Origin of the sequence: Pseudomonas sp. C6002 (genome assembly GCF_013385805.1) — a bacterium.
Taxonomy (GTDB): Bacteria; Pseudomonadota; Gammaproteobacteria; order Pseudomonadales; family Pseudomonadaceae; genus Aquipseudomonas.
The window spans coordinates 26,232-52,322 of sequence record NZ_JACAPH010000034.1; the positions used below are offsets into that span (position 1 = coordinate 26,232).

A 26,091-nucleotide genomic window follows, 5' to 3' on the forward strand; every position below is an offset into this window, starting at 1 on the left:
TGGGCGGGAAAATTTAAGCCTGGGAGGCGCGGTGCTAAATTTCCCCTGTCAGCGAACGTTCTAGCTTGGATAAAGCCTGCTTGATGGCTGACACAGGTAAAGCAATGACGATTTCTCGACGAGGGTTCATCGCCGGCCTGGCGCTGACTGGCGCTGCAGTGCCTGCGGCCTTTTATGCCCATCGCGAGCTGACGCGTGAAGAGTTTCCGATTACCCCGGGCGAAGCCACGGTGGATCTGGCAGACACCGCCGGCCAGCATTTGGCGGACAGCCTGCGTGGCGTTTGGCATGTGCAGTTGGCAGGCCGCGATGCCGGCCTGAAAGGCCTGCCCCTGGAGGGCCTGGAATTGCTCCTCGACGTTGCCCCGCGTGGGCGTGGCCTGCGGGGCTACCTCGACACTGGCGAACAACTGCGTGCCGACGGCGAGCCGCGCTATCGTGTGTTGGGTGACCTGACTCCCGGCGACGGGGCGCATCTGTACTGGCGCCTGATCGACCGCGATGCCGTGGATGGGGCTCCGGCCTACGAGTTCACAATGACCCTTGATGAAGTCTGGGCCGAATTCGGTAACGCCGGCAGCGGCACCCTGAGTGGGCAGATCCTCAGCCTGGACCGCCCATTGGCCCTGCTCGAACGGGACAATCATTTTGTCGCCACCAAGCGGCTGTTTCCCGAGGCGCGTGAGCGCATCGGTCTCAACCCGGTTCTATTGGCCTGGTTGATTGCTCCCGAACATCGCCTGTTTCACCAGCTCTGGCACGCTTCCCGTGACCAGTGGCACAAACTCTCCGAAGACAAGCGTAATGCCTTGCGGGGGATCGGCTGGCAGCCTGGTCCGCGTGACCGGGAGCGCGATGCACGGGGGCCGCGCAAGGATCGCAACGGTTCGGGCATCGACTTCTTTTTCATGCATCGGCACATGCTGGGCGCCGCACGTTCGATGCAGGACTTGCCATCGTGGACGTACTTCCCTCAGCCACAGCCGGGGCTGGAGCGTGATCGCCAGGGGTTTGTGCGTTATTTCGACAATCATGACGGTTTCGCGTTGCCGCCTACCTGGATGGCGGCGAATGACAGTGCGTATACCCAGTGGGTCAGCGATATCAAGGCGGCCGAGACTTACCACAGTAACTTTGAGGTCTGGGAGTCGCAGTACCGCGACCCGCGCTACCTGGCGAAACTCACCTTGGGGCAGTTCGGCTCGGAGGTGGAGCTGGGCCTGCACGACTGGCTGCATATGCGCTGGGCCTCGGTGCCGCGGGACCCGTCCAACGGCGCGCCGGTGCCTTTTGCACGGGACCCGGCTGACTTTGCCGCGCGTTGGTACGTGGCAGAGAATGACTTCCTTGGAGATCCGTTTTCTTCTCACGTGAATCCGGTGTTCTGGCGTTTTCATGGTTGGATCGATGACCGCATCGAGGATTGGTTTCGTGCCCACGAGCGTTTTCATCCAGGTGAAGTGAGCCGGCTGGAGGTCAACGGCGTGCCCTGGTTTGCGCCGGGGCGCTGGGTGGAGGTGGATGACCCGTGGCTGGGGCCGGACACCCATGGTTGCAGCACCACGCCGGGGTTGCAGATGGGCAAGTCGATGGAGATGGACCCGGAGACCATGAAGCTGGCGCTGCGGATTACCTTCGGGGCGGATGAGGACAGGCTGGCCGGGCTGTTTCGCAAGGTGCCGAAGCGTCCCTGGTACGCGCGCCATTTGAAGGTCAAGGAGCGGGTGCTCTAAAGCGCGCCGCTCAACGGTGGGGGCCGGGCAAGCCCGGCTTTCATTCAGTTGATTGTGCTTGCTGGCACCTGCCAGCCGCCCCCCAGTGCCTTATACAATGCAATGCTTGCGTTCAGCCGCGATCGGCGTAATTGCACATTCATGTCCTGCGCCGCATATAACGTGCGCTGCGTCTCCAGCACCGTCAGCAAGTCCTCCGCACCGGCTTCATAGCGACTCTGGGCAATCTCGAAGGCAGTCTGCGCCTCCCTCAGTTCCTCGCTCTGCCACTGACGCTGCGCATCCAGCCCGCGAATGCTGCTCAGGGCTTTTTCCACATCGGCAAAGCCATTGATGATCGCTCCCCGGTAAGTCTGCAGCAGCTCATCCTGACGCGCCCGGGCCTTGTCCCGCTCGGCGCTCAGGCGGCCATTGTTGAAGATCGGTGCGACCAGGCCGGAAGTGAGGTTGTAGAACGGGCTGCGCACTACGTCGGCGAGCTTGTTGGCACCCGAGCCAAGGTCGGCACTGAGGGTGAGGGTGGGCAACATGGCTGCCCGGGCGACGGTGACGTCTGCCTGGGCTGCTGCCAGCCGGGCCTCGGCACTGGCGATGTCGGGACGGCGACTGAGCAGTTGGCTGGGCACGCCGGCGGTGATGCTCGGCCAGTTCAATTGTGCAAAGGGTTGCGGGGCCAGGTGCAGGTCCTGCACCGGTGTGCCCAGCAGTGCCGCGAGGCTGATCAAGGCCTCGTCGGCCTGTTGCTGTGCCAGCGGCAGTTGGCGTTGTTGTGCGGCCACGAGGCTTTTTTGCTGGGCCAGTTCCAGGGCGGTGGCGGAGCCTGCATCGTGGCGAGTCTGCACCAGCTTCAACACGTTTTGGGCGTTGTCCAGGTTGAGTTGGGCGATGCGCAGTTGCTCACGCAATGACAGCCACTGGGTATAGCTGGTCGCAACACCGCTGAGCAGGGTCAGTTCCACGGTGGCCTGGTCGAACTCGCTGGCGCGCACCTCTTCCACGGCGCTGTCCCGGGCGGCGCGCTTGCCACCCCAGAAATCAATTTCGTAAGTGGCGCTCAGGCGCGCATCGAAGTAATCCACGGCCTTGTTGCTGCTGGTAGCGTCCAGCTGGCTGTAGCCCTTGCCCCGCAGCAGCTTCTGGCGGTTTGCATTGAACGCGCCGGTCAGTTCAGGCAGCAACGGTGCGCCGGCTATCACTGCGCTGGCCTGGGCCTGGCGCACCCGGGCCATGGCGCTGGCCAGGTCGTAACTGCCGCTGCGGGCCTGTTCGATCAGTTGGTTGAGCTGGGGGCTGTCGAAACTTGTCCACCATTGCTGGTTGGCCCGCAGCGCCGTTGCGTCGCTTGCGCTGTGCCAGGCGGGCGGTGGTTGCATGCCTGCGCCCGGACGCGGTGCGGGGCTGCTGCAGGCGGCCAGCAGCAGGCTGGCGGCGAGGAGGGTCAGGGACACTTTCATAGGGCGATCATTCACTGGTAAGGGCCTTGACCGGGTCAAGTCGAGCGGCTTTGCGGGCCGGCATGAAACCGAAGATAACGCCGGTGACCAGGGCGCAGAAGAAGGCCCCCACGGCGGCCGGAATCGAGAACGCGACGGCCACGTTGCTGAGGATCAGCACGCCGCCCACCAGCAGGGCCAGGCCGATGCCGGTGACGCCGCCGACCACAGAGAGCATCACCGCTTCAGTGAGGAACTGGCGCAGGATGTCCCGCTGCCGCGCCCCGGTGGCCATGCGAATGCCGATTTCCCGGGTGCGTTCACGTACGGTCATCAGCATGATATTCATCACCCCGATACCTCCCACCAGCAGCGAAATCGCGGCAATCGAGCCGAGCATCAGTGACAAGGTGTTCTGGGTGCGTGCCTCGGCCTGGATCATCGCGGCATTGTTGGTCAGTTCAAAGTCGTGCTTGCCGTTGTGCAGGCGCAGCAACAACTGATTGATAGCCTGTTCGGCGTCGTGCACGTTGCGCGCGTCGGCGGCGGCAATCACTACGTATTCGGGGTTATAGCTGCCGAACAGACGCACGCTGGCGGCAGAGTAGGGGATGGCGATACGGTCGTCGCTGTCTTTGTCGCCGGAGCTGGCGCCTTTTTCGGCGAGCACACCGACCACCTGGAATGGAACGTTTTCGATCAGGATGTATTGCCCGATCGGGTCGGTCACATCCTTGAACAGCTTGTCGCGTACCCGTTTGCCGATCACTGCCACCGTGGCTCCGGCGCGCTCGTCGGCCTCGGTGAAGTAACTCCCCTCGACCACTGGCCAGTTGAAAATGGCCGGGAAATTGGTGTCATTGCCCCCGACATACGCCATATGGTCGACGTTGCCAAAGCGAACGCCGGCCTCTGCGCCGTTCACCGGCATGATGCGCTTGACCTGAGGCAGGGCCGCCAGGGCGGCCACGTCGTTGAGGGTGATCACGCCGGGTGGTGTGCGCGGGTTGGGCGCCGACCCGCTGACGTAGAGGATATTGGAGCCGAAAGCGCCCATCTGCGCCATCACCTGGCGCTTGCTGCCTTCGCCCACCGCCAGCATCACCACCACCGACGCCACGCCGATGATGATCCCCAGCAGCGTCAGCGCCGTGCGAAAACGGTTGATCCACATCACCCGCCACGCGGCTTGCACGGCATCCAGCAGCTCGGCTTTCCAGGCGCCGTTGTGCTCGGCGCCATCGGCCAGGCGCTGGCGCAGGTCCACGGCTTGCAACGCGCCGGAGATGGCCACGGGGGGCGTCTCGCTGGTCTCGGCAGAGTCGCTGATGATCAGCCCGTCGCGGATCTCGATGATGCGATTGGCCCGCGCCGCGACTTCGCGGTCGTGGGTGATCAGGATGACCACGTGGCCCTGGCTGGCCAGTTCGTCCAGCAGGGTCATGACCTCGGCGCCGCTGTGGCTGTCGAGGGCGCCGGTGGGTTCGTCGGCGAGGATGATATGCCCGCCGTTCATCAACGCCCGGGCAATCGACACCCGCTGTTGCTGGCCGCCGGAAAGCTGGTGCGGGCGGTTGCCGGTGCGCTCGGCCAGGCCCAGGCGCGTGAGCAGGGCCTTGGCGCGGGCATGGCGTTCGGCGGCGCTGATGCCGGCATAGATCGCCGGCATCTCGACGTTTTCCTGGGCCGAGCCGGAAGGGATCAGGTGATAGCCCTGGAACACGAAACCGAAGGCCTCGCGGCGCAGCCAGGCGAGTTCGTCGCTGTCGAGCCGGGCGACGTTTTCCCCGGCGAACAGGTAGTCGCCCTCGGTGGGGCGGTCGAGGCAGCCGAGGATATTCATCAGCGTGGATTTGCCGGAGCCGGAGGCGCCGACAATCGCCACGAATTCCCCGGCATGGATCGCCAGGTCGATGCCGCGCAGCACATCAACCTGCGGCGTGTCGCCGCCGCCGTAGGATTTGCGGATGCCCTTGAGTTCGATCAGTGGGGTCGACATTCAACCTCCGCTGCCATCGGCCGGGCCGATCAGCAGGTGATCGCCTTCGTTCAGGCCTTCCAGCACCTGGACTCGCAGGCGGTCGCTGAGGCCCAGGCGGATTTCGCGTTGCTCGATGCTGCCGTTTTTCGCCACCACGCGGGCGATCTGTTTGTCGCCGCCGAGGCTGCCTTGCAGGGCGGCGACCGGCGCGGTCAGGGTGTCCCTGGCCTGGCCGGCGACGAAGAATACCTGGGTGGTCATTTCCGCCATCAAGGCGTTATCGGTGTTGTCGACGTCCAGCAGCACCGTGTAAAGCACCACTCGCCCGGTGCCGCTTTTGCTGGCGCTGCTCGGGCTGCCACCGCCCTGGCTGGTTTCGTTGAGCGGCTTGGGCGGGATCGGCAAAATCTGCCGTACGGTGCTGGTCCAGCGCCGGCTGCCGCCGCTCAGGGTGGTGAAGTAGGCCGTCATGCCGGGTTTGACATGGCCGATGTCGGCTTCCGAGACTTCGGCCCATACGGTCATCGGCGAAAGCTTGGCGATCCGCAGGATCAGCGGGGTTTGCTGCTGGGCGTTGAGGGTCTGGCCTTCCCGGGCGTCCACCGCGACCACGGTGCCGCTCATTGGCGCATAAATGCGCGTGTAGCCCAACTCTGCCTCGTCACTGCGCAGGCTGGCCCTGGCCTGGCGAATCTGCGCCAGGAACATCTCGACCCGCGCCTGGGTGGCGCTCAGTTCGGCCCTGGCAGTTTGCACGTCTTCCTCGCGGGTGGCGTTGCCGGCGACCAGGCGTTGCTGGCGCTGGTACTTCTGGCGGGCCAGTTCGTGCTGGGCCCGTTGCTCCTGCAACTGGGCCTGCAGGTTCTCGATGGCGTAGCGGCTGGCATCGAGCTTGGCTTTTTGCGTGGAGGGGTCGATCTCTACCAGCAATTGGCCTTCCTTGACCTGGGCACCGGCCTCGACATGAATCTTCTGGATCTGTCCGGACGCCTGGGCGCCCACGTCGACGTAGCGCCGGGGTTGCAGGGTGCCCAGGGCGGTGACGCTGCTTTCGATATCGCCCCGGGTCACGGTGACGGTCGCCAGCTTGTCCCGGCCCGGCGGCAGGACCTGCCAGGCAGCTAAAGCGATGACGGGGATCAGGCACGCGACCACAAGCAGGGCGCGTCGGGCAGGTCGAGGACGTTTCATGCAGAGTTCCAGCCAGGAAAGATCGGCCCGCAGGAGCGGGAAGCTGACAGGTAGACGAGGAAATTGTCCGGGGATTTAGGCCGTTACATATGCCGTTACAGGTGTGTCAGGCAAAATAATTGGCCGGCGTTGCAAGTCTTGTTTAAAACTAGATGAGAATTACTATAAATTACACGCACCTCAAACTGCCATCATCGAATCGGCCGTTATCTTCGTACTCAAAGGACCTAATGCCGCCTACAGGCGGTCGGGAGTCATGTTGGAAAACTACTATCGCGAGCTGGTGTGTTTCCTCAACGCCAAGCTGGGCAACCGTCAGGTGGCCGAAGATGTGGTGCATGACGCTTATGTGCGGGTGCTGGGGCGTGCCAGCGAGGTCCCGATCGAGCAGCCCCGGGCGTTTCTCTATCGCACGGCGCTGAACCTGGTGATCGACGGTCATCGGCGCAACGCCCTGCGCCAGGATGAACCCCTGGAAGTACTCGACAGCGAGGAGCGTTTTTCGCTGTCTTCGCCCCATCACTGCCTGGACCACGGCCAGCGCCTGGAAATGCTTGAGCGCGCGCTGGCCGAGCTGCCGGCGCTCTGCCGTGACAGTTTCCTGTTGCGCAAGCTCGACGGCCTGTCCCACCTGCAAATCGCCGAGCGCCTGGGTATTTCCCGCGCGCTGGTGGAAAAACACATCGTCAATGCCATGAAGCATTGCCGGGCGCGCATGCGTGAGTGGGATGCGCACTGATTCCAGCGTTAGCTAAATTTTATTTCATTGTCCTCGTCTCCTATCAACACACGACCTGTTGCTGTGCCTTCAGGTCTCTGAGGCTTTCCCGCCCCACTGCCACGGGGCTTATCCAGAGGACACTGGAATGACACAGGCAATTGCATCGCCCGCCGTTCACGACCTGATCGGTATCGGGTTCGGCCCTTCGAACCTGGCGCTGGCCATCGCCCTGCAGGAACGCGAGAAAGCCCAGGGCAAACTGGACGTGCTGTTCCTCGACAAACAGGCCGACTACCGCTGGCACGGCAACACCCTGGTCACCCAGAGTGAATTGCAGATTTCCTTCCTCAAGGACCTGGTGACCCTGCGCAATCCCACCAGCCCTTATTCCTTCGTCAATTACCTGAAGGCCCACGGGCGCCTGGTGGATTTCATCAACCTGGGTACCTTCTATCCGTGCCGCATGGAGTACAACGACTACCTGCGCTGGGTCTCCGGGCAGTTCCAGGCGCAAAGCCGCTACGGCGAGGAAGTGCTGGCCATCGAGCCGATCCTGCATCAGCAGCAGGTAGAGGCGCTGCGGGTGATTTCCCGGGACGCCCAGGGTGAACAGCACGTGCGCACCACCCGCTCGGTGGTGGTCAGCGCCGGTGGTACGCCGCGTATTCCGGCGTCGTTCAAGGCGCTCAAGGATGACGGTCGGGTGTTCCATCACTCCCAGTACCTGGAACGCATGGCCCAGCAACCGTGTGTCGACGGCAAGCCGATGCGCATCGCGATCATCGGTGGTGGCCAGAGCGCAGCCGAGGCGTTTATCGACCTCAACGACAGCTTCCCGTCGGTGCAGGTCGACATGATCCTGCGCGGCTCGGCCCTCAAGCCTGCGGATGACAGCCCGTTCGTCAACGAAGTGTTCTCGCCGGAGTTCACCGACCTGGTGTTCCAGCAGAACGGCAGCGAACGCGAGCGCCTGGTCAACGAGTACCACAACACCAACTATTCGGTGGTGGACCTGGACCTGATCGAGCGCATCTACGGGATCTTCTACCGCCAGAAAGTTTCCGGCATTGCCCGTCACGCGTTCCGTACCCTGACCACCGTGGAAAAAGCCACGGCCGGGCCGCTGGGTGTGGAGTTGGCGCTGCGCAACAACGCCACCGGCGAAACCAGCCTCAACCATTACGATGCCGTCGTACTGGCCACCGGTTACGAGCGCCAGATGCATCGTCAGTTGCTCGCACCGTTGGCCGACTATATGGGCGACTTTGAAGTCAGCCGCGACTACCGCATCGTCACCGACGAGCGCTGCAAGGCCGGCATCTACATGCAGGGCTTCAGCCAGGCCAGCCATGGCCTGAGCGATACCTTGCTGTCGATCCTGCCGATCCGTGCCGACGAGATTGCCGCGTCGCTGTACGAGTACGACCGCAGCCGCGGCAAGAGCCGTTCGGTGCAGGACGTGTTGCTGGCCACCGCCAGCTGACAGGCTGCACTTGAACCGCGGGGGCGGCTGCTGATACTGTACAAAAAACCAGTATCGGTAGAAGCCCCATGCAGTTGATCGAAAAACTCAGCATCCTCGCCGACGCCGCCAAGTACGACGCGTCCTGCGCCAGCAGCGGTGCGCCCAAGCGCAGCTCGGAAGGCAAGGCGGGGCTGGGTTCCACCGATGGCATGGGCATCTGCCACAGCTACACGCCCGACGGTCGCTGCGTGTCGTTGCTCAAGGTGCTGCTGACCAACTTCTGCCTCTACGACTGCCAATACTGCGTCAACCGCCGCTCCAGCGACGTGCCCCGTGCACGCTTCAGCCCGGAGGAGGTGGTGACCCTGACCCTCGACTTTTACCGGCGCAACTGCGTCAGCGGGCTGTTTCTCAGCTCCGGCATCATCCGTTCGGCCGACTACACCATGGAGCAGCTGGTGCGGGTCGCCAAACTCCTGCGCGAAGAGCATGACTTTCGCGGCTACATCCACCTCAAGACCATTCCCGAAGCCGACCCGGCACTGATTGCCGAGGCGGGGCGGTATGCCGATCGCCTCAGCGTGAATATCGAGTTGCCAACGGACAAGAGCCTGCAAACCCTGGCGCCCGAGAAGCAGATCGTCTCGATCAAGCAGGCCATGCAAACCATCTATACCGGTGAGCAGACGGTGCTCAACGAACCCCGCGCGCCGCGTTTCGCGCCGGCCGGGCAGAGCACGCAGATGATCGTCGGCGCCGATGACACCGACGACAGCACCATCCTCCACAGCGCCGAGGCGTTGTACGGCAATTTCAAACTGCGCCGGGTGTATTACTCGGCGTTCAGCCCGATCCCCAACAGCCCGAAAAGCGTGCCCCTGGCCGCGCCGCCGCTGATGCGCGAGCACCGCTTGTACCAGGCGGATTTCCTGTTGCGCAGCTACGGGTTCAGCGCCAATGAACTGTTTGACGGGCCGGGCGACCTGGCCCTGGATATCGACCCCAAGCTGGCCTGGGCGCTGGAGCACCGCGAGGTGTTCCCGCTGGACTTGAACCGGGCCGAGCCAACGCTTATTGCGCGCATTCCCGGAATTGGCCTGCGCACCACCCAGCGGCTGGTGGACCTGCGTCGCCAGCGCAAGATCCGCTTCGAAGACCTGGCGCGCATGCGGTGTGTGCTGACCAAGGCCAAGCCGTTTTTCATCACCAGCGACTACCACCCGCAGCAAGCGGAAAGCAACAGCGTGCTGCTGCGCGAACAACTGCGCGACCGCCCGCAGCCGCAGCAAATGGGGCTGTGGGGATGATCAGCCTGGAATGCGACAACCTGTTCAGCACCTGGCGCGAGCAGGCGCGCTGGTTGCTCAGCCATCAGATCGACCCCAGCCACGTGAGTTGGGGCGTGGCCGAGGTGGCGGACCTGTTTGCCACCGACGAGCAGTACCCGGCCGAGTGCGGGCCGTTCCAGGCGCGGATTCCCAAGGCGCTGCTGGAGCTGCTGGAGTCTGCCGCGTGTTATCACGGTGAACAGCGCTGGAGCCTGCTGTATGAGGTGCTGTGGCGCGTCAGCCATGGGGACCGCACGGCGATGATGTCGGGGGACAAGCTGGGCAGCGAATTGCAGCGGCGGATCAAGCAGGTGCAGCGCGAGGCCCATCACCTGCATGCGTTTGTGCGGTTTATCGCATTGCCGGCAGAGGCGGGGCCGCAGTTGCCGGAGTACGTGGCGTGGCATGAGCCGGCCCACGACATCTTGAAGGTGGCCAGCCAGCATTTTGTCGGGCGCATGGGGCGTCATCGCTGGATGATCGCCACGCCCCTGGATGGGGTTTATTACGACGGGGAGCAGTTGATTCACCAGCGGCAATGCCCGGTGGAATGGCAGGCGTTGGCGCAGAATGTCGAGGATCCCCACAGTGCGATGTGGTTGACGTACTACAGCCATATCTTTAACCCGGCGCGGTTGAATCCGAAGGTGATGGAAGGGCATTTGCCGAGCCGGTTCTGGAAGAATCTGCCGGAGGGCAAGTTGATTCCGGGACTGATCAGCGAGGCGCGTACGGGCAAGCAGCGGGATGGGCAGGCGAAGATGATTGGGGCGCGTCCAGGCAAGCGAATTTCAAGCGGGCACGGTTAAATGTGGGAGCGAGCAAGCCCGCTCCCACATTTGATCTCTATTGCCTGTAGGGGCGGGTTCAGGCCAGTTCGGTGGCGGTGTTTTTTACGACCGCCAGCTCGGGATGCGCCACCAATTTATCGATGTGCAATTCATCATTGTTCAGCCAGGTTTCCGTCAGCACGCGGTAGTGCTCCATGTCCCGGCAGCGCATGCGCAGGCTGTAGTCGAACGGCCCGCTGATCAACTGGCACTCGAACACTTGCGGGCAGGCTTTGACACATGCCTCGAACGCCTTCTGCGCCGAGCGCCCGCTCTGGTTGGAGAGGGCCACCAGCACCAGCAGTGACAGCCCCGGCGAGACCATCTGCACGTCGATGATCGCCCCATAACCCCGGATGACCCCGCGTCGTTCCAGCTTGCGTACCCGTTCCAGGCACGGCCTGGGCGTCAGGTGCACCAGCGACGAGAGTTTTTCGTAGGTGATGCGTCCCTGGTGCCGTAACACGTCGATGATGGCTTCATCGATGCGGTCCAGCACAGGTGAGGCGTTCGGTCCGGTGGCCTTGGTATCCATGGTGTGTGGTGTTCACTTCAATCGGTTGGAAAGAAATTGCTGCAAGCGTTCGCTGTTCGGCTGGTCGAGGATATCCGCTGCGCCTTGTTCCTCGACGCGGCCCTGATGCAGGAACAGCACTTGGCTGGACACCTGGCGGGCAAAGCCCATTTCGTGGGTGACCATGAGCATGGTACGACCTTCCTCCGCCAACGTCTGTATGACTTTGAGCACTTCTCCTACAAGTTCAGGGTCGAGGGCCGAAGTGGGTTCGTCGAACAGAATGATCTCCGGTTCCATCGCCAGGGCCCGGGCGATGGCCACGCGCTGTTGCTGGCCGCCGGAGAGGAATGCCGGGTATTGGTCCGCCACCCGGCCCGGCAGGCCGACCTTGTCGAGGTACAGGCGTGCGCGTTTTTCCGCCTCGGCGGCGCTCACCCCCAGCACCCGGCGCGGCGCCATGGTGATGTTTTCCAGCACGGTCATGTGGCTCCACAGGTTGAAGTGCTGGAACACCATGGCCAGGCGGGTGCGCAGGTTCTGCAATTGCGCCTGGTGCGGCGCGCGCGTGCCGGCGCGGCCTTGCTGCATTTCGATGCTGATGCCATCGAGGGTGATAACCCCGGCGTCCGGCTGTTCGAGGAAGTTGATGCATCGCAGCATCGTGCTCTTGCCGGAGCCGCTGGCGCCGATCAGGCTGATCACGTCGCCGTTGCGCGCGTTCAGTGAAACGCCCTTGAGCACCTCATGCTCGCCATAGCGTTTGTGCAGGCCTTCGACCTGGAGTTTGACGTTGGCGTTTTCGGCCACGGCGACCGGCTGGGTAGCGGGGCGTACATCGGTGGGATAAGCGGCCAGGGCCTGCGCGGACTGATTCATGGGTTAGCCTCGGGTAGGAACAAGAAAACGCATCCAGCGACGTTCGGCCAGTCGAAACAGGCCCACCAGTGCAAAGGACAGCAGCATGTACAACAGGGCAGCGATGCCGAAGGCCTGGAACGTCAGGAACGTCTCGGCGTTGGCGTCGCGGGCCACCTTGAGGATGTCGGCAATGGTGGCGGTGAACGCCAGGGACGTGGCGTGCAGCATCAGGATCATTTCATTGCTGTAGGCCGGCAGTGCGCGACGCAGTGCGGCGGGCACTACCACAAACAGGTTCAGGCGCCAGCCATGCAGGCCGTAGGCCTTGGCGGCTTCGATCTCGCCGTGGGGGATGTTGCGAATCGCCCCGGCAAAGATTTCCACGGTGTAGGCGCACGTGTTCAGTACAAACGCCAGCAGCGTGCAGTTCAGTGCATTGCGAAAAAACTGGTTGAGCAGGGCGTTGTCCTGCACCACGTCCAGGCCGTAGAGGCCGGTGTAGCAAATCAGCAACTGGATATACAGCGGCGTGCCGCGAAACAGGTAGGTGTAGACCTCCACTGGCCAGCGAATCCAGAAGTGTTCCGACACCCGCGCGATCGCCAGCGGGATCGACAGGATGAAGCCCAGCACCACCGAGATAATGAACAGCCACAGGGTCATCGCCACCCCGGAAAAGCCGTTACCGTCGGTGAACAGGTAGGCCAGGCCGTATTGCTGGATCAGTTCGATCATCGCACCATCCCCTTGATGCCCACGTTGTAGCGCCGTTCCAGGCGTTTGAAGATGCGGTTGGAGAGGGTGGTGATCACCAGGTACACCAGGCCCGCGAGGATCAGGAAATACAGCGGGTCATTGGTGGTCTTGCCGGCGTTTTGTGCGGCCTTGACCAGGTCTGACAGGCCGATGATCGACACCAGCGCGGTAGACTTGAGCAGCACCAGCCAGTTGTTGCCCAGGCCCGGCAGGGCAAAGCGCATCAGTTGCGGGAACAGCACCAGGCGAAAGCGCTGCCAGCGGCTCAGGCCGTAGGCGGTGGCGGCTTCGAGTTGGCCGGCGGGCACGCTGAGAATCGCCCCGCGAAAGTTTTCGGTGAAATACGCACCGTAGATAAAACCGAGGGTGATGACACCGGCGGTGAACGGGTCGATTTCGAAGTAGGCCCAGCCGAGCATTTCACTCAGGTCGTTCAGCCACAGTTGCAGGCTGTAGAAAATCAGCAGGATCAGCACCAGGTCCGGCACGCTGCGAATCAGCGTGGTGTAGAGCGTGGCCGGAACCCGCAGCAGCTTGACGCTGGAGAGCTTGGCGGCGGCGGCGAGCAGTCCCAGGGACAGGCTCAGCAGCAGCGCCAGGAACGCCAGCTTGACCGTCATCCAGGCACCCTGGGCCAGCAGCGGGCCGAAGCCTTGCAAGTTGAGGAGTTCATTCATGGGAAGTATCTCGATGGGGCGCAGAGTTTTACGGTGGGAGCGAGCTTGTGTGGGAGCGGGCTTGCTCGCGAAGACAGAGTTTCAGTCAATACATGTGTGACTGACCCACCGCTTTCGCGAGCAAGCCCGCTCCCACACAAGCTCGCTCCCACATGAGGCGTCACTCGTTGTAGATATCCTGATCGCCGAAGTATTTCTTCTGGATCTGTGTGTAGGTGCCATCGGCCTGGACGGCGGCGATGCCTTTGTTGATCAGCTCCACCAGGTCCTTGTCGTTCTTGCGCAGGCCCATGGCGATGTCGAGCGGCAGGGTCGGGTCCTTGAAGGCCGGGCCGGTCTTGAAGTCGGCGCCTTCAGGTTTGGACAGGAAGTTGAGCTGGGCTTCAAGCTTGTCGGTCAGGGTGGCGTCGAGACGACCGTTTTGCAGGTCGGCGTAGTTCTGTTCCTGGGACTGGTACGCCTTGATCTGCGCGCCAAGTTTTGCCAGGTGCGCACGGGCGTAGGCTTCCTGCAGCGAGCCTTGCAGCACGCCGACCTGTTTGCCTTTCAGGGATTCGGGGGTGTCGCCGAAGTCGGCGCTTTTGCGGGTGATCACCGAGGTCGGGCTGAGGAACAGCCGGTCGCTGAAGTCGATGACTTTCTGGCGGGCCGGGGTCACGGCCATGGAGGACATGATGGCGTCGAACTTGCGGGCGCGCAGGGCCGGGATCATGCCGTCGAATTCGTTGTGGACCCACACGCATTTGACTTCCAGCTTGGCGCAGATGGCGTTGCCCAGGTCGATGTCGAAACCTTGCAGGCTGCCGTCGGCGGCGACGGATTCAAACGGTGGGTATTCGGGGAAAACCCCAAAGCGGATTTCTTTCCATTCCTGAGCCTGGGCAGCGGTTGCGGCCAATGGCAGGAGCAGCGCAGCGAAAAGTGATCGGAGCGGAGTCATGTGTATTCCCTATATTTTGTAATTGATGTCAGGGCAGTAGAAAAGTTGAAAGCTAAGGCGAGCTGGCTTTTGTGGCGAGGGAGCTTGCTCCCGCTGGGCTGCGCAGCGGCCCCAAAATCCCGGGAGCGCTACGCACTCCAGCGGGAGCAAGCTCCCTCGCCACATTGGGCTGCCTCACTAAATTGGGCTGTTTGTTGTCAGAGAGAATGCTTCAAGATGGTGCGTTTTTTGTGTCGTTTACCCCCGCTGCGGCGGGCGGAATGTGCTGTTAAAACGCGGGTCACAGCGGAAACGGCTGCGGCACCCGCTGAATCGGCTTGTTGACCGGGTTTTTCCGGCCTGCCTTTCACGCAAAGCGGCAGGCCAGAGCGGTCTCAGGCGCGCTTTTTCTGCTGTGCCACCGGTGCTTGGGCCAGGCGGGCAAACAGGTCCTTGGGGTCGGCAAGGTCCGGCACCAGTTCCAGTTCGCTGCCCACGTCCAGCGCCTTGGCCACGTCCAGTACGTAACGCAGGGCGGAGTAGTCTTCGATGGCAAAACCTACCGAGTCGAACAGGGTGACCTGGCGCGCGTTTTCGCGGCCTGGCGCCTGGCCGTTGATCACTTGCCACAGCTCGGTGACCGGCGAATCTTCCGGCATGTGCTGGATTTCGCCTTCGATGCGGCTTTGTGGCTCGTACTCGACAATCACGCGGGCCCGTTCGACGATTCGTCGGTCCAGTTCGGTCTTGCCGGGGCAGTCGCCACCGACGGCATTCAGGTGCATGCCCGGTTCGATCATCTCGTCCGTGAGGATGGTGGCGTAGGCCTTGTCGGCGGTGACGGTGGTGACGATGTCGGCGCCTTTCACGGCTTCGGCCACGCTGCCTGCCAGGATCACCTTGATCGCCGGGAAGGCTTTGAGGTTGGCGGCCAGTTTGGCGGTGGCCTTGGCGTCGATGTCGAACAGGCGGATTTCAGTGATGCCCAGCATCGCGTGGAAGGCCAGGGCCTGGAACTCACTCTGGGAGCCGTTGCCGATCAGCGCCATGCTGCGGCTGTTGTCCCGGGCCAGGTAGCGCGCCACCAGGGCCGAGGTGGCGGCCGTGCGGATCGCGGTGGTCAGGGTCATTTCCGCCAGCAGTACCGGTTTGCCGGTGTCCACATCACCCAGGGCGCCGAAGGCCATGACGGTGAGCATGCCGCTCTGGGTGTTTTTCGGGTGGCCGTTCACGTATTTGAAGGCGTACAGCGACGCGTCGGACACCGGCATCAGCTCGATCACGCCCTCGGGCGAGTGGTTGGCCAGGCGCGCGCATTTTTCAAAGTCCTGCCAGCGCAGGTAGTCGGCGCGGATGTACTCGGCCATCTCGGTAATGCAGGTTTGCAGGCCTTTTTGCGAAACCAGGTAGCTCAAGTCGTTGACGTCGATATAGCGGGTCATGGGAAGACTCCTTATTGAAATGAGGGGCGGGTGGGCAGATGCACTTCCGCCAACATGCAGCGGGCACTGCCGCCGCCGATGCGTTCGATGTTGTCGATGTTCACCACCACCGGCCGGGTGTGACGCTCCACATGCTGACGCTGGGCGGGCTTGAGCGAGCCCCAGGCGCTGGCCGACATCACCAGCAGCGGCTGGCCGTCGCGGTCGTGGACTTCCAGCATGTTGCCGGCGAAGGCTTCCAACTGATCGAAGTCCAGGGCGACGATGTCTTTGCCGGTGTCGCGCAGGGAGCGTTCAAGGCCCTGGCGCTCGTGGTCATCGGGCAGGGCTTGCAGGCACACCACGGAGAGGTCGCGGCCGACACTCATCATTACGTTGCTGTGGTAGATCGGCGCGTGGTGGCGGTCGACGGCGTGGAATACGCAGACCTGGTAGTCAAGGCGTTCGGCGAACTGGCGCAGGGCATCCTGATGGGTCCGCCCGGAATGGCAGGCGTAGCTGATGCGGTGCTGGCGGTCGAGGACCATGCTGCCGGTGCCTTCGAGGAACATGTTCTGTTGTTCGAGGTGGCTGAAGTCGATGGTGTTGTGGATCGCGAAGCGTTGCTCCAGCACTTGCAGCACGCCTTTGTCGCGTTCCAGTCGTCGGTTCCGGCCTTCCATCGGATACAGCACCAGGCTGCCGTCGGCGTGGCTGCTCCACCAGTTGTTGGGGAAGATCGAATCCGGGGTATGGGGAGCGGGGGTGTCTTGTACCACCAGCACTTCCACGCCGTGGTGGCGCAGGGTGTCGACGTAGCCGTCGAACTCTTCCAGCGCTTTCTGCTGTGCCGCCAACGGGTCGAGGGGCGCACGCTGGAAGCGGTTGTTGATCGCGGTGTCCGGGTTGAAGGCGAAGTGCGCCGGGCGGATCATCAGGACAGTGTTGGTGGTTTGCATGGGGGCACGGGTCCATGGGGTGGGCAGTGAGGCTATTTTGTGCGGTGTGAAGGAAGAATCCCGGCTGAACTGAGGGGGTGGCTCAGCCGGGAAAGCTGAAAAGTGGGGTGGGGCAGCCGAATCGGCTGTGGAGGTGAGTGGAGATCAAAATGTGGGAGCGGGCTTGCTCGCGAAAGCGGTGGGTCAGTTAATAAATTCGGTGGCTGATACACCGCCTTCGCGAGCAAGCCCGCTCCCACATTGGTATTGTGTTGCCTGAGGTTTTTTGTCTGGATGGAGAAACCATGCCCACTGAAGTTCGTCTCGCCCAAACTACCGATGCCGAGGGCATCAGCCAGGTCATCCTGGCGGCCCTGCATGACAGCAACGCCCGGGATTATCCGGCGGATGTGATTGCGCGGGTGGCGAGCAACTTTACTCCCGAGGCTGTCGTGGCGTTGCTCGCGCGTCGAACGGTGCTGGTGGCCATTCAGGATGAGGTGATCGTTGCCACGGCGGCACTTGACGCCAATGTGGTGCGCTCGGTCTTCGTCAATCCGGCGCTGCAAGGGCAGGGCATCGGGCGCTTGCTGATGATTGAAATCGAGCTGCGTGCCCGGGAAGCCGGGGTGACCTTGTTGCATGTGCCGTCTTCGCTGACGGCCGAGCCGTTCTACACCAAGCTGGGTTTCCACACGGTGCGCGATGTCTACCATGGTAATGAACGCACGCTGGTGATGGAGAAGGCGTTGTCATCCCGCCATCCCATCGGCGTCTATCGCGATCGGGCCCATCGGGCGCAGGTGGTGGCGTTGTGGCAGGCGGCGTTTGGTTATGACGCGGCGCATAACCTGCCGAGCCTGGCGATCGACAAGAAGCTGGCGGTCAACGATGGGTTGTTCTTCGTGGCCACCGACAAGAAGGCGGTGATCGGTACCATCCTCGCCGGCTACGACGGGCATCGTGGCTGGTTGTATTCAGTGGCGGTGCACAACGACTATCGCCGCCAGGGCCTGGGCGCCTCGTTGGTGCGGCATGCGGAGCAGGCGTTGACGGCGCTGGGTTGCATGAAGATCAACCTGCAGATCACCAGTGGCAATGACGCGGTGATGGGGTTTTATGAGGCGCTGGGTTATGGCGCGGAGCCGCGGATCAGCATGGGCAAGAAGATCCTGGAAAACATCCCGATGGATAAGGCCTGAAGCCCGGTTTTCCAAGCACTGAAAGCAAATGTGGGAGCGGGCTTGCTCGCGAATGCGGTGGATCAGTCAATAAATCTGTCGACTGACACTCCGTATTCGCGAGCAAGCCCGCTCCCACAGTTTGGTTTTGCAGTGTTGCTTAGACCTTGACGATCCAGCCCTCAGGCGCTTCGACGTCGCCGGACTGTACGCCAGTCAGCTCTTTGTAGAGCTTCTGGGTGACCGGGCCGACTTCTTTTTCGCTGTAGAACACGTGCAGCTTGTCTTTGTACTCGATGCCGCCGATCGGGGTGATCACGGCGGCGGTGCCGCAGGCGCCGGCTTCCTTGAAGTCCGACAGCTTGTCGATCAGCACGTCGCCTTCAACCACTTCCAGGCCCAGGCGCGATTTTGCCAGCTCGATCAGCGACAGGCGGGTGATGCCTGGCAACACCGACGGCGAGTTCGGGGTGACGAACTTGTTGTCGTGGGTGATCCCGAAGAAGTTGGCCGAGCCGACTTCTTCGATCTTCGAGTGGGTGGCCGGGTCGAGGTAGATGCAGTCGGCGAAGTTGGCTTTTTTCGCCAGGGAACCGGGCATCAGGCTGGCGGCGTAGTTGCCACCGACCTTGGCTGCGCCGGTGCCGTTGGGAGCCGCACGGTCGTAGCCGGAGATCAGGAAGTTGTGCGGGGTCAGGCCGCCCTTGAAGTAGGCGCCGACCGGGATGCAGAAGATCGAGAAGATGAATTCCGGCGCGGTGCGCACGCCGATGTTGTCACCGGTGCCGATCACGAACGGGCGCAGGTACAGCGCGCCGCCGGTGCCGTACGGCGGGATGAACCGCTCGTTGGCGCGGACCACTTCCTTGCAGGCTTCGATGAAGGCGTCGGTCGGCACTTGTGGCATCAGCAGGCGGCCACAGCTGCGCTGCATGCGCGCGGCATTCTGGTCGGGGCGGAACAGGTTGATCGAACCGTCCTTGCAGCGGTAGGCCTTGAGGCCTTCAAAGCATTGCTGGCCGTAGTGCAGGGCGGTGGAGCCCTCGCTGATGTGCAGCACGTTGTCGTCGGTCAGGGTGCCTTTTTGCCACTCGCCGTCTTTCCAGGTCTGGAGGAAACGCTTGTCGGTCTTGATGTAGTCAAAACCCAGCTTGTCCCAATTGATGCTTTCGTTACCCATGACACCCTCTATCTTTTGTCAACCGCCTGGTCGAAGGCAGGCTTATGGTTTATTTCTGGATGGGCGCAACAATACTTCATTCTTGGCTTGTGTGGGAGCGGGCTTGCTCGCGAATGCGGCGTGTCATTCGATGCATTCGGTGCTGATCCACCGCTTTCGCGAGCAAGCCCGCTCCCACATTTGAACTTCGCCATTTTATAGATGCAATGCATGCCCCAGGGCCCGCAGGGCTGCTTCCTGTACCGCTTCGCCGAGGGTCGGGTGGGCGTGGATGGTGCCCGCCACGTCTTCCAGGCGTGAACCCATTTCCAGGCTCAGGCCGAAGGCCGTGGACAGTTCCGAGACGCCAACGCCTACCGCCTGCCAGCCGACGATCAGGTGATTGTCGCGGCGCGCCACTACCCGCACGAAGCCGGTTTTCGACTCCAGGGTCATGGCTCGGCCATTGGCGGCGAACGGGAAGCTCGACACGATGCAGTCCAGCCCGGCCGCCCTGGCTTCGTCCGGGGTCTTGCCGACCACTACCAGTTCGGGGTCGGTGAAGCACACCGCCGGGATCGCGGCCGGGTTGAATTCGCGGGATTTACCGCTGATCAGTTCGGCGACCATTTCGCCCTGGGCCATGGCCCGGTGGGCGAGCATCGGTTCACCGCTGAGGTCACCGATGGCCCACACATTGCGCATGCTGGTCTGGCAACGGCTGTCGATCTTGATCGCCGAGCCGTTCATGTCCAGGTTCAAGGCTTCGAGGTTCCAGCCCTGGGTGTTGGGTTTGCGACCAACGGCAACCAACACCTGGTCGGTTTCCAGCGACAGCGTCTCGCCGCTGGGGTCGCGCACTTGCAGGGTATTGTTCTCGAAACCGGTGACGCTGTGTTTGAGGAACACCTTCACCCCCAGTTGCTTCAGGGATTCGGCCACCGGTTGGGTCAGTTCGGCGTCGTAGGCCGGCAAAATCCGGTCCTGGGCCTCAACCACGCTGACCTCGGCACCGAGCTTGCGATAGGCAATCCCCAATTCCAGGCCAATGTAGCCGCCGCCCACCACGATCAAGCGTTTCGGGATGCGTTTCGGCGCCAGGGCTTCGGTGGAGGAGATGATCGGCCCGCCAATCGGCAGCATCGGCAGGTTGACACTTTTCGAGCCGGTGGCCAGCAACAGGTGTTCACACTGGATGCGCTGGTCGCCGACATCGACGGTCTTGCCGTCCACGACCTTGGCCCAGCCCTGGATGACCTGGACCTTGTGTTTTTTCAGCAGCGCGGCTACGCCGGTGGTCAGGCGGTCGACGATGCCGTCTTTCCATTCAACGCTTTTGCCGATGTCCAGGGTCGGCACATCGACTTCGATACCCAACGGCGAACCCTGGCTGTGGTGCACGGTTTGCTGGAACTGTTCGGCGACATGGATCAGCGCCTTGGACGGAATGCAGCCGATGTTCAGGCAGGTGCCGCCCAGCGATTGGCCTTCCACCAGGATGGTCGGGATGCCCAGCTGGCCGGCGCGAATCGCTGCCACGTAACCGCCAGGCCCGCCGCCGATGATCAGCAGCGTGGTGTGCAATGTTTGAGACATGGGTTACTCCAGGAACAGGCTGGCGGGTTGTTCGAGCAGGCCACGGATGGCCTGGATGAATTGCGCCGCGTCCATGCCATCGACCACCCGGTGATCGAAGGAGCTGGAGAGGTTCATCATCTTGCGGATCACGATCTGGCCCTTGATCACCATCGGCCGCTCGACAATGCGGTTGACCCCGACGATGGCCACTTCCGGCAGGTTCAGCACCGGGGTGCTGACAATCCCGCCCAACGCACCGAGGCTGGTCAGGGTGATGCTCGAGCCCGACAGCTCATCGCGACTGGCCTTGCCATTGCGCGCCGCATTCGCCAAGCGATTGATTTCTTGCGCCGTGCCCCACAGGTCGCGGGCTTCGGCGTGACGCACCACCGGCACCATCAGGCCGACATCGCTCTGGGTGGCGACACCCACATGCACCGCGCCGAGGCGGGTGATGACCTGGGCTTCGTCGTCATAACGCGCGTTGATCTGCGGATAGTCGCGCAATGCGACGACCATGGCCCGCACCAGGAACGGCAGCAGGGTCAGCTTGCCGCGGGTAGCGCCGTGTTTCTCGTTGAGGTGCACGCGCAACTCATCGAGGGCCGTGACGTCGATCTCTTCCACATAGCTGAAATGCGCGGCGCGCCGGGTGGCGTCCTGCATGCGCTGGGCGATCTTGCGGCGCATGCCGATCACCGGGATTTGCTGCTCGTCGTTGCGTTCGGCGTACGGGTTGGAGGCCCCGGAATTTTTCGCCGGACCCTGGAGCAAGTAAGCGTCCAGATCTTCATGCAGAATCCGGCCGGCCGGGCCGGAGCCCTGGACCAGTCGTAGCTGGATGCCAGCATCCAGCGCATGTTTGCGCACGGCCGGGGAGGCCAGCGGGCGGTCATCGGCCTCGCGGGCCACGGGCGCTTGCGCAGCCGCCACCGCAGGTTTGGCTGCCGGCTTGGGTTCAACCACCGGCGCGGCCCTGGCTTCGACTTTCGGTGCAGGAGCCGGTGCCGGCGCGACCTCTTCAACCACCGCCGACAACGCCGACTCCCTGGTATTGCCCGCGCCTTCCACTTCGATACTGATCAAAACACTGCCCACCGCCATGACTTCCCCCGGCTCGCCGCCGAGGGAAATCACCTTGCCGTGCACCGGCGACGGAATGTCCACCATGGCCTTGTCGGTCATCACGTCCGCCAGCACCTGGTCTTCTACCACCAGGTCGCCGACCTTGACGTGCCATACCGACAATTCAACTTCTGCGATGCCTTCGCCAATGTCCGGCATCTTGATAACGTGCGTGCCCATTCAGACCTCCATAACCCGATGCAAAGCCGCGCCCACTCGGGTCGGGCCAGGGAAATACGCCCACTCTTGCGCGTGGGGATACGGGGTATCCCAACCGGTGACGCGCTCGATCGGCGCTTCCAGGTAGTGGAAGCAATGCTCCTGCACCAGCGCCACCAGCTCGGCGCCGAACCCGCAGGTACGGGTGGCTTCGTGAACGATCACGCAGCGACGGGTTTTCTTCACGGAATTGACGATGGTTTCCAGGTCCAGCGGCCACAGGCTGCGCAGGTCGATGACTTCGGCGTCGATGCCGGTTTCTTCGGCGGCGACTTGCGACACATACACCGTGGTGCCGTAGGTGAGGATCGTCACGTCCTTGCCCGGGCGGGCGATGGCGGCCACATCCAGCGGCACGGTGTAGTAACCGTCCGGCACCTGCGCTTGCGGGTGTTTCGACCACGGGGTTACCGGGCGGTCGTGGTGGCCGTCGAACGGGCCGTTATACAGGCGCTTGGGTTCGAGGAAGATCACCGGGTCATCGTTTTCGATGGAGGCGATCAGCAGGCCCTTGGCGTCGTACGGATTGGACGGCATCACCGTGCGCAGGCCGCAGACCTGGGTGAACACCGCTTCAATACTCTGGCTGTGGGTCTGGCCGCCGTAGATGCCGCCGCCGCAGGGCATGCGCATGGTCAGCGGTGCAGTGAACTGGCCGGCCGAGCGATAACGCAGGCGGGCGGCTTCGGAAATGATCTGGTCGGTGGCAGGGTACACGTAGTCGGCGAACTGAATCTCGGCCACCGGCCGCAGGCCATAGGCGCCCATGCCGACCGCCACGCCGACGATCCCGCTTTCGGAGATCGGTGCGTCGAACACCCGCGAGGTGCCGTACTTGTTCTGCAAGCCTTCGGTGCAACGGAACACGCCGCCGAAGTAACCGACGTCCTGGCCGAACACCACCACATTGTCGTCTCGCTCAAGCATCACATCCATGGCCGAGCGCAAGGCCTGGATCATGGTCATGGTCGTGGTGGTCATGGCGGTTTCCAGCTCGATATTGTTGTTGTGATCGTTCATGTCAGATCCCCAACTCTTGACGCTGGCGCTTCAAGTGCTCCGGCATCTCTTTATAAACGTCTTCGAACATGGTCGCGGCGCTTGGAATCTGGCCACCGGCCAGGGTGCCGTACTGTTCGGCTTCTTTCTGGGCCTTGAGCACTTCGGCTTCAAGTTCGGCACTGACCGCCGCGTGTTCCTCTTCGGACCACTGACCAATCTTGATCAGGTGCTGCTTGAGGCGGGCGATCGGGTCGCCCAGCGGGAAGTGGCTCCAGTCGTCGGCGGGACGGTATTTGGACGGGTCATCGGAGGTGGAGTGCGGGCCGGCACGGTAGGTCACCCATTCGATCAGGGTCGGGCCCAGGTTGCGGCGGGCACGTTCGGCGGCCCAGGCGGAGGCGGCGTACACCGCGACAAAGTCGTTGCCGTCCACCCGCAGGGAGGCGATGCCGCAACCCACGCCGCGTCCGGCAAAGGTTGTGGCTTCACCGCCGGCAATGGCCTGGAAGGTGGAGATCGCCCACTGGTTATTCACTACGTTAAGAATCACGGGTGCCCGGTACACGTGGGCGAAGGTGAGGGCGGTGTGGAAGTCGGACTCAGCGGTGGCGCCGTCGCCGATCCAGGCCGAGGCAATCTTGGTATCGCCCTTGATGGCCGAGGCCATGCCCCAGCCCACGCCTTGTACGAATTGGGTGGCGAGGTTGCCGGAAATCGTGAAGAAGCCGGCATCTTTTACCGAGTACATGATCGGCAACTGGCGGCCCTTGAGCGGGTCGCGCTCGTTGGACAGCAGCTGGCAGATCAGGTCTACCAGCGGCACTTCCCGGGCCATCAGGATGCTTTGCTGGCGGTAGGTGGGGAAGCACATGTCGTCGATGTTCAAGGCCAGGGCCTGGGCGCTGCCGATGGCTTCTTCGCCGAGGCTCTGCATGTAGAACGACATCTTCTTCTGACGCTGGGCGACCACCATGCGGTTGTCGAAGATCCGCGTCTTGAGCATGGCGCGCATGCCCTTGCGCAGAATCTCCACCGGCACGCCTTCAGCCCATGGGCCGAGGGCCTGGCCCTGATCGTCGAGTACGCGAATCAGGCCCTTGGCCAGGTCGGCGGTGTCGGCGGGTTCTACGTCGATTGGGGGTTTGCGCACCAGGCCAGCGTCAGTCAGGCGCAGGTAGGTAAAGTCGGTCTTGCAGCCTGGGCGGCCCGAGGGTTCGGGAACGTGCAGGCGCAGTGGTTCGTACTGCTGAGTCATGGCTTTCTACGCTCTATCTTGTGAATTTCTTGTAGTGGGCGCGGTAGCTGACAGTCCTTCTTCGGGTAGAAGAAATCTTGTCCTACAACAATCATAGGCTCGGCTCAGAAGAATATTTATCTCTGTTTCATTGCGTTGGAGATCATTTGGGGATAAAAAAACTGCATAAACATAATAAACAGGTGGTTTTGTCTCATGCGCAAACTGGACCGTATCGATATCGGCATTCTGAACGCCCTTCAGGAGAACGCTCGCATCACCAACGCCGACCTGGCCCGTTCGGTCAACCTGTCGCCCACGCCGTGTTTCAACCGGGTCAAGGCCATGGAAGAACTGGGGCTGATTCGCGACCAGGTGACGCTGCTGGACGCCGACCTGCTGGGGCTGCACGTCAATGTGTTCATCCACGTCAGCCTGGAAAAGCAGAACGAATTGGCATTGCAGCAATTCGAAGGGGCGATTTCGGATCGCCCCGAAGTGATGGAGTGCTACCTGATGGCCGGCGACCCCGATTATCTGATTCGGGTGCTGGTGCCGACCATCCAGTCCCTGGAGCGTTTCATGATGGACTTCCTGACCAAAGTCCCGGGTGTCGCCAACATCCGCTCCAGCTTTGCCCTCAAGCAAGTGCGCTACAAGACCGCGCTGCCGCTACCGGCTAACGGCATCAACCTCGGCTAACGAACGACACAAAACAAATGTGGGAGCGGGCTTGCTCGCGAATGGGGAGTGTCAGTCACCGAAAATATAGACTGATACACCGCATTCGCGAGCAAGCCCGCTCCCACATTTTGTAGTGCATTTCAAAGCTGGTTGAGGGGAATCTTCAAATAAACCACCCCATTTCCTTCCGCCGGCGGCATCACCCCGGCCCGCACATTCACCTGAATCGCCGGCAACAACAGCGTCGGCATGCCCAACCCGGCATCCCGCGTGGTGCGCATCTCGACAAACGCCGCCTCATCCACCCCGTCATGCACATGAATATTCCCCGCCCGCTGTTCAGCCACCGTGGTCAGGCACTTGGCTGCGCGTCCTTCGGGCGGATAGTCATGGCACACATAAAGGCGGGTTTCAGGCGCGAAGGCCAACAACTTGCGCATCGACCCATACAGCTGGCGCGCATCCCCACCAGGGAAATCGCAGCGCGCCGTGCCCACGTCCGGCATGAACAGCGTGTCGCCCACCAGAATCAACTGGTCATCAATCAGGTAAGCCATATCCGCCGGCGTATGCCCCGGCACATGCAGCGCCTGGGCCTTCAGGTTGCCGATGTGAAACACCTCATCCGGCGCAAACAGATGGTCGAACTGCGACCCATCCACCCGAAACTCCGGCTCCAGGTTGAACAGGTTCTTGAACACTCCCTGCACCTTGCTGATGGACTGGCCAATCGCGATCTTGCCCCCCAGCTGGCGACGCAAATAAGGCGCAGCCGACAGATGATCCGCATGGGCGTGGGTTTCCAGCAACCACTGCACCTGCAAGCCATGCTCGCGCACAAACGCGATCACCTTGTCCGCCTGGCCGGTGCCGGTGCGTCCGGAGGCCGGGTCGTAGTTGAGCACCGAATCAACGATGGCGCATGGGCCACCGTCCGTTTCATAGACGACGTAGGTGTAGGTCGACGACGCCTCGTCCAGAAAGGATTGAATCAACGCTGACATGACGGGTTTCCCAGATAGCTAATGGCGACTTACATTCAGTTAGGTTTCCACATAACCTTGTGAGCTTAAGTGAATTAAAGGACCCGAGGCAAAGGATGGCATCGTGGTGGCAAACAGCTAGGGCGTGGTGCCATACG

Annotated in this window: 23 protein-coding genes; 7 read left to right on the forward strand and 16 right to left on the reverse strand. The window is 62.4% G+C overall.

Annotation, left to right across the window (positions count from 1 at the left end):
• Positions 1–104: 104 nt before the first annotated feature.
• Positions 105–1,733 (forward strand): PvdJ/PvdD/PvdP-like protein, encoded by a 1,629-nt coding sequence (locus HX817_RS25380; protein WP_102369565.1) that lies wholly within the window; start codon positions 105–107, stop codon positions 1,731–1,733.
• Between the two features lie 44 nt (positions 1,734–1,777).
• Here the strand turns inward: HX817_RS25380 and HX817_RS25385 are convergent, their stop codons facing one another.
• Genes HX817_RS25385 through HX817_RS25395 form a run of 3 tightly spaced genes read right to left on the reverse strand, consistent with a single transcriptional unit; the run spans position 1,778 to position 6,338 of the window.
• Complete coding sequence (locus HX817_RS25385; RefSeq protein WP_177041536.1) at positions 1,778–3,187, reverse strand: efflux transporter outer membrane subunit; 1,410 nt, start codon at positions 3,185–3,187, stop codon at positions 1,778–1,780.
• 7 nt (positions 3,188–3,194) lie between these two features.
• The gene (locus HX817_RS25390) at positions 3,195–5,165 is read right to left on the reverse strand and encodes a MacB family efflux pump subunit (RefSeq protein ID WP_177041538.1); all 1,971 of its coding nucleotides are present in this window, start codon (positions 5,163–5,165) and stop codon (positions 3,195–3,197) included.
• The gene (locus HX817_RS25395; protein ID WP_177041540.1) at positions 5,166–6,338 is read right to left on the reverse strand and encodes an efflux RND transporter periplasmic adaptor subunit; all 1,173 of its coding nucleotides are present in this window, start codon (positions 6,336–6,338) and stop codon (positions 5,166–5,168) included.
• A 256-nt stretch (positions 6,339–6,594) separates the two neighbouring features.
• On the opposite strand from HX817_RS25395, the gene HX817_RS25400 reads away from it, so the two are divergent.
• The 4 genes from HX817_RS25400 to HX817_RS25415 all read left to right on the forward strand — a co-directional run bounded on the left by HX817_RS25400 (position 6,595) and on the right by HX817_RS25415 (position 10,661).
• Positions 6,595–7,077 (forward strand): sigma-70 family RNA polymerase sigma factor, encoded by a 483-nt coding sequence (locus HX817_RS25400; protein WP_032899291.1) that lies wholly within the window; start codon positions 6,595–6,597, stop codon positions 7,075–7,077.
• A gap of 127 nt (positions 7,078–7,204) precedes the next feature.
• Complete coding sequence (locus HX817_RS25405) at positions 7,205–8,542, forward strand: lysine N(6)-hydroxylase/L-ornithine N(5)-oxygenase family protein (protein WP_177041542.1); 1,338 nt, start codon at positions 7,205–7,207, stop codon at positions 8,540–8,542.
• A gap of 68 nt (positions 8,543–8,610) precedes the next feature.
• Positions 8,611–9,831: a putative DNA modification/repair radical SAM protein gene (locus HX817_RS25410; protein WP_177041543.1), complete on the forward strand. Its 1,221-nt coding sequence runs from the start codon at positions 8,611–8,613 to the stop codon at positions 9,829–9,831.
• Complete coding sequence (locus tag HX817_RS25415; protein WP_003208569.1) at positions 9,828–10,661, forward strand: TIGR03915 family putative DNA repair protein; 834 nt, start codon at positions 9,828–9,830, stop codon at positions 10,659–10,661. Before HX817_RS25410 ends, HX817_RS25415 begins: the two co-directional genes overlap by 4 nt.
• A gap of 58 nt (positions 10,662–10,719) precedes the next feature.
• On the opposite strand, the gene HX817_RS25420 is transcribed toward HX817_RS25415, so the two are convergent.
• The 7 genes from HX817_RS25420 to ctlX form a co-directional block, all read right to left on the reverse strand.
• Positions 10,720–11,217 (reverse strand): Lrp/AsnC family transcriptional regulator, encoded by a 498-nt coding sequence (locus HX817_RS25420; protein WP_003208571.1) that lies wholly within the window; start codon positions 11,215–11,217, stop codon positions 10,720–10,722.
• Between the two features lie 12 nt (positions 11,218–11,229).
• Positions 11,230–12,075 carry an ABC transporter ATP-binding protein gene (locus HX817_RS25425; protein WP_256344069.1) on the reverse strand — a complete coding sequence of 282 codons (846 nt, stop codon included), beginning with the start codon at positions 12,073–12,075 and terminating at the stop codon, positions 11,230–11,232.
• A 3-nt stretch (positions 12,076–12,078) separates the two neighbouring features.
• The gene (locus HX817_RS25430) at positions 12,079–12,792 is read right to left on the reverse strand and encodes an ABC transporter permease (RefSeq protein WP_003208574.1); all 714 of its coding nucleotides are present in this window, start codon (positions 12,790–12,792) and stop codon (positions 12,079–12,081) included.
• Positions 12,789–13,490, reverse strand: coding sequence for an ABC transporter permease (locus tag HX817_RS25435; protein WP_008434488.1), 702 nt, complete (start codon positions 13,488–13,490; stop codon positions 12,789–12,791). Before HX817_RS25435 ends, HX817_RS25430 begins: the two co-directional genes overlap by 4 nt.
• A 160-nt stretch (positions 13,491–13,650) precedes the next feature.
• On the reverse strand, positions 13,651–14,430 hold the full coding sequence (locus tag HX817_RS25440) for an ABC transporter substrate-binding protein (protein WP_003212870.1): 780 nt from the start codon (positions 14,428–14,430) through the stop codon (positions 13,651–13,653).
• Positions 14,431–14,804: 374 nt separating this feature from the next.
• The gene (locus HX817_RS25445; protein ID WP_003212869.1) at positions 14,805–15,851 is read right to left on the reverse strand and encodes an ornithine cyclodeaminase; all 1,047 of its coding nucleotides are present in this window, start codon (positions 15,849–15,851) and stop codon (positions 14,805–14,807) included.
• An 11-nt stretch (positions 15,852–15,862) separates the two neighbouring features.
• On the reverse strand, positions 15,863–16,789 hold the full coding sequence (gene ctlX / locus HX817_RS25450) for a citrulline utilization hydrolase CtlX (protein ID WP_177041545.1): 927 nt from the start codon (positions 16,787–16,789) through the stop codon (positions 15,863–15,865).
• Positions 16,790–17,073: 284 nt separating this feature from the next.
• Here ctlX and HX817_RS25455 point away from each other — a divergent pair, with 284 nt between their 5' ends.
• On the forward strand, positions 17,074–17,970 hold the full coding sequence (locus HX817_RS25455; RefSeq protein ID WP_008434482.1) for a GNAT family acetyltransferase: 897 nt from the start codon (positions 17,074–17,076) through the stop codon (positions 17,968–17,970).
• 139 nt (positions 17,971–18,109) lie between these two features.
• Here HX817_RS25455 and HX817_RS25460 read toward each other — a convergent pair whose 3' ends face one another.
• The 5 genes from HX817_RS25460 to HX817_RS25480 form a co-directional block, all read right to left on the reverse strand.
• Positions 18,110–19,129 (reverse strand): branched-chain amino acid aminotransferase, encoded by a 1,020-nt coding sequence (locus HX817_RS25460; protein WP_003212864.1) that lies wholly within the window; start codon positions 19,127–19,129, stop codon positions 18,110–18,112.
• A 195-nt stretch (positions 19,130–19,324) separates the two neighbouring features.
• Positions 19,325–20,704 (reverse strand): dihydrolipoyl dehydrogenase, encoded by a 1,380-nt coding sequence (lpdA, locus tag HX817_RS25465; protein WP_008434480.1) that lies wholly within the window; start codon positions 20,702–20,704, stop codon positions 19,325–19,327.
• A gap of 3 nt (positions 20,705–20,707) precedes the next feature.
• The gene (locus HX817_RS25470) at positions 20,708–21,991 is read right to left on the reverse strand and encodes a dihydrolipoamide acetyltransferase family protein (protein WP_102369558.1); all 1,284 of its coding nucleotides are present in this window, start codon (positions 21,989–21,991) and stop codon (positions 20,708–20,710) included.
• Entirely contained in the window at positions 21,992–23,050 is a 1,059-nt protein-coding gene (locus HX817_RS25475; RefSeq protein ID WP_003212859.1) for an alpha-ketoacid dehydrogenase subunit beta, read from the reverse strand. It lies immediately after the preceding gene.
• A 1-nt stretch (position 23,051) separates the two neighbouring features.
• Complete coding sequence (locus tag HX817_RS25480) at positions 23,052–24,287, reverse strand: 3-methyl-2-oxobutanoate dehydrogenase (2-methylpropanoyl-transferring) subunit alpha (RefSeq protein WP_003212857.1); 1,236 nt, start codon at positions 24,285–24,287, stop codon at positions 23,052–23,054.
• A gap of 195 nt (positions 24,288–24,482) precedes the next feature.
• Between HX817_RS25480 and bkdR the strand changes: the two genes are divergently transcribed.
• Positions 24,483–24,968, forward strand: a complete 486-nt coding sequence (bkdR, locus tag HX817_RS25485; RefSeq protein ID WP_003212855.1) for a Bkd operon transcriptional regulator BkdR — start codon at positions 24,483–24,485, stop codon at positions 24,966–24,968.
• Positions 24,969–25,090: 122 nt separating this feature from the next.
• Here bkdR and HX817_RS25490 read toward each other — a convergent pair whose 3' ends face one another.
• Positions 25,091–25,954: an MBL fold metallo-hydrolase gene (locus tag HX817_RS25490; protein ID WP_003207791.1), complete on the reverse strand. Its 864-nt coding sequence runs from the start codon at positions 25,952–25,954 to the stop codon at positions 25,091–25,093.
• Between the last annotated feature and the right edge of the window lie 137 nt (positions 25,955–26,091).